At 61.4% G+C, this 3,362-nt stretch carries 3 protein-coding genes; all 3 read left to right on the top strand.

Going from position 1 to position 3,362, the window contains the following annotated elements; translation table 11 throughout:
• The coding region (locus tag ACIQ2A_RS25735) for a UxaA family hydrolase (RefSeq protein ID WP_398484884.1) at positions 1 to 1,266 on the top strand (1,266 nt) is incomplete at its 5' end.
• A gap of 138 nt (positions 1,267 to 1,404) precedes the next feature.
• The gene (locus ACIQ2A_RS25730; RefSeq protein ID WP_398484886.1) at positions 1,405 to 2,787 is read left to right on the top strand and encodes an ethanolamine ammonia-lyase subunit EutB; all 1,383 of its coding nucleotides are present in this window, start codon (positions 1,405 to 1,407) and stop codon (positions 2,785 to 2,787) included.
• Between the two features lie 173 nt (positions 2,788 to 2,960).
• A partial coding sequence (locus ACIQ2A_RS25725; RefSeq protein WP_398484882.1) for a cobalamin-dependent protein occupies positions 2,961 to 3,362 on the top strand: 402 nt, incomplete at its 3' end.

Below are 3,362 nucleotides of genomic sequence, written 5' to 3'. Positions count from 1 at the left end.
CGCGATTATGCCTATGGCGTCGATGTGAAGCCGACGCCGAATTTCGATCTGCCGGCGACCTTCATGGGCATCAAGCGCAGCGACGGGCGTGTCGCCACCCGCAACTATATCGGCCTGCTCACCTCGGTGAATTGCAGCGCGCATGTGGCGAGCCTCGTCGCCGATGTGTTCAAGCGAAATCCTTTCAGCGGGCATGATCCGCTCGCCGACTATCCCAATGTCGATGGCGTGGTCGCGCTGACGCACAAGACCGGCTGCGGCATGACGCAGGACGAGCCGCTGACGCTGCTTCGCCGCACGCTCGGCGGCTATGCGCGTCATGTGAATTTCTCCCACGTCGTCGTGCTCGGCCTCGGCTGCGAGATCAACCAGATCGGTGGCTTGATGCAGGAACAGAAGCTGGCCGGTCGTCTCCGCGAAATGCAGATCCAGGACATCGGCGGCACGCGGAAGACAACGGAAGCGGGCATTGCTTTCGTCAAGGAAGCGCTCGCCGACTCCAACAAGGTGACGCGCGAGGAGGTCTCCGCCAGCGAACTCACCGTGGCACTTCAATGCGGCGGCTCCGATGGCTATTCGGGCATCTCGGCCAATCCGGCGCTTGGTGCCGCGAGCGATCTGCTGGTGCGCCATGGCGGCACGGTGGTGCTCTCCGAGACGCCGGAAACCTATGGCGCCGAACATCTGCTCACGCGCCGCGCCGTCTCGCGCGAGGTCGGCGAAAAGCTGGTCGGGTTGATGCGCTGGTGGGAGGCCTATTGCGAGCGGGAAGGCGCCGAGATGAACGCCAATCCCTCGCCCGGCAACAAGGCTGGCGGTCTCACGACGATCCTCGAAAAGTCGCTCGGTGCGATGGCGAAAGCTGGCTCGACCAATCTCGTCGATGTGCTGAACTATGCCGAAACCATCACCAAGAAGGGGTTCGTCTTCATGGACACGCCCGGTTACGATCCCGTGGCAGCGACAGGGCAGGTGGCCGGCGGCGCGAATATGGTGTGCTTCACCACCGGTCGCGGCAGCGTGTTCGGCTGCAAGCCAGCGCCATCCATCAAGCTTGCGACCAACTCGCCGATGTTCAAGCGCATGGAAGACGACATGGACATCAATTGCGGCACCGTGCTCGACGGCGACGAGACCGTGCAGCAATGCGGCCAGCGCATTTTCGAACTGATGCTGGCAACCGCCTCGGGCCAGCGTACCAAGAGCGAGAGTTTCGACGTCGGCAGCGCCGAATTCGCGCCATGGGTGCTGGGCGCCACGATGTAAACCTCCGTCATCAAACGGTCGTCATTGCGAGCGAAGCAATCCAGAACCCCACGAATGAAGGCTGGATTGCTTCGTCGCTGCGCTCCTCGCAATGACGAGAGGATGGACACGGCGATGGTCATGGCCAACAATGGCGGCATGACCTATCGCCACAGCATCGGCAGCACGACTTACAGTTTCGCGGATCTCCGCGATCTGCTCGCCAAGGCGACGCCGCCGCGGTCCGGCGATCGGCTTGCGGGAGTTGCTGCGGAAACCGCCGAGCAGATGATCGCCGCGCGGATGGCGCTGGCTGATCTGCCACTGCGGCAATTCCTGAACGAAGCCGTGATCCCTTATGAAACCGACGAGGTCACGCGCCTCATCGTCGATGGTCACGACGTTGCGGCCTTCGCGCCGATTGCGTCACTCACAGTCGGCGGCTTTCGCGACTGGCTGCTGTCCGACGCTGCGACGTCCGATTCGTTGAAAGCGCTTGCCTCAGGCATCACGCCGGAAATGGCGGCTGCGGTCTCCAAACTGATGCGCAATCAGGATCTGATCCTGGTGGCTAAGAAATGCGAGGTCGTCACCCGCTTTCGCAATACGATCGGCCTGCGCGGCCATATGAGCGTGCGGCTGCAGCCGAATCATCCCTTCGACGACATGCGCGGCATCGCGGCCTCGACGCTCGATGGCCTGATGCTCGGCGCCGGCGATGCCTGTATCGGCATCAATCCGGCCAGCGACGATCCGGCCATGCTCGGCCAGCTGGTGCGGATGCTGGATGACGTTATCGTCAAGCTCGGCATCCCCACGCAAAGCTGCGTGCTGACCCATGTCACCACCTCGATCGACCTGATCGCGCAGGGCGCACCGGTCGATCTCGTCTTCCAGTCCATCGCCGGCACGGAGGCTGCCAACAAAAGCTTCGGCATCGATCTCGCGCTGCTGAAACAAGCGCACGAGGCTGGGCTGTCGCTGAAGCGCGGCACAGTCGGCGACAATGTCATGTATTTCGAGACCGGACAGGGCTCGGCGCTGTCGGCCGATGCCCATCATGGCGTCGATCAGCAGACCCTTGAGGCGCGCGCTTACGCGGTGGCGCGGGCGTTCTCGCCATTGCTGGTTAACAGCGTGGTCGGCTTCATCGGCCCCGAATATCTCTATGACGGCAAGGAGATCATCCGCGCCGGGCTGGAGGATCATTTCTGCGGCAAATTGCTCGGCCTGCCGCTCGGCGTGGATGTGTGTTACACCAACCATGCCGAGGCCGATCAGGACGACATGGACAATCTCCTGACGCTGCTCGCGGCTGCCGGCGTCAATTTCATCATGGGCGTCCCCGGTGCCGACGATGTCATGCTGAATTACCAGTCCACATCCTTCCACGATGCGCTTTATCTCCGCGATCTGTTTGGCCTGAAGCGGGCACCGGAATTCGACGCCTGGCTGGTCCAGGCGGGAATCGCCAATGACGATTTGCGCATTCGCGACCAGGGCGCAGCGCTTCCGGCTTTCGCGGCCAGGCTGATTGCCTGACGCATCACGTCCGCGTCACCGGCCGTCACAATCTTGAAGAAATTCTGGCCCAGATTCATCGCACGTGATTAGATTTAGACAAAGCATGCGAACAGGATTGGAACGGTTTTATCTCGGCGACGTTATTGAAGGTTCAGCGCAGGGACCGCTGATGGATTCGCAGAGGTTATTTTATGAGAGCTGAGGGCAGGCAGACGGTACGGCGCATCTTGTGCGTCTTTCCGCGATACACCTCTTCATTTGGCACGTTTGAATATTCCTATCCCCTGACTGATGGCGTCCAGGCGTTCATGCCGCCGCAGGGGCTGTTGCTGATTGCGGCCTATATGCCCGAGAATTGGGAAGTCCGCTTCATCGACGAGAACATCAAAACGGCCACGCCGAACGATTTCCTCTGGGCTGAAGCCGTCCTCGTCAGCGGCATGCATATCCAGCGCTCGCAGATGAATGACATCTGCCACCGCGCGCATTCCTATGATCTCCCGGTCGCCATTGGTGGTCCGTCGGTGTCGTCCTGCCCGGATTACTATCCGGCCTTCGATTATCTCCATATCGGCGAACTCGGCGATGCCACC

This window comes from Tardiphaga sp., assembly GCF_044336785.1.
In the GTDB taxonomy this organism is placed as follows: domain Bacteria; phylum Pseudomonadota; class Alphaproteobacteria; order Rhizobiales; family Xanthobacteraceae; genus Tardiphaga.
The sequence above is the reverse complement of the archived record's forward strand: the minus strand, read 5'-3'. Positions and strand labels throughout refer to the sequence as shown.

What these genes read in the sequence shown, in the direction of transcription:
- ACIQ2A_RS25730 (WP_398484886.1), top strand. Translation starts at nt 1,405, where the DNA reads ATGACCTATCGCCACAGCATCGGCAGCACGACTTACAGTTTCGCGGAT.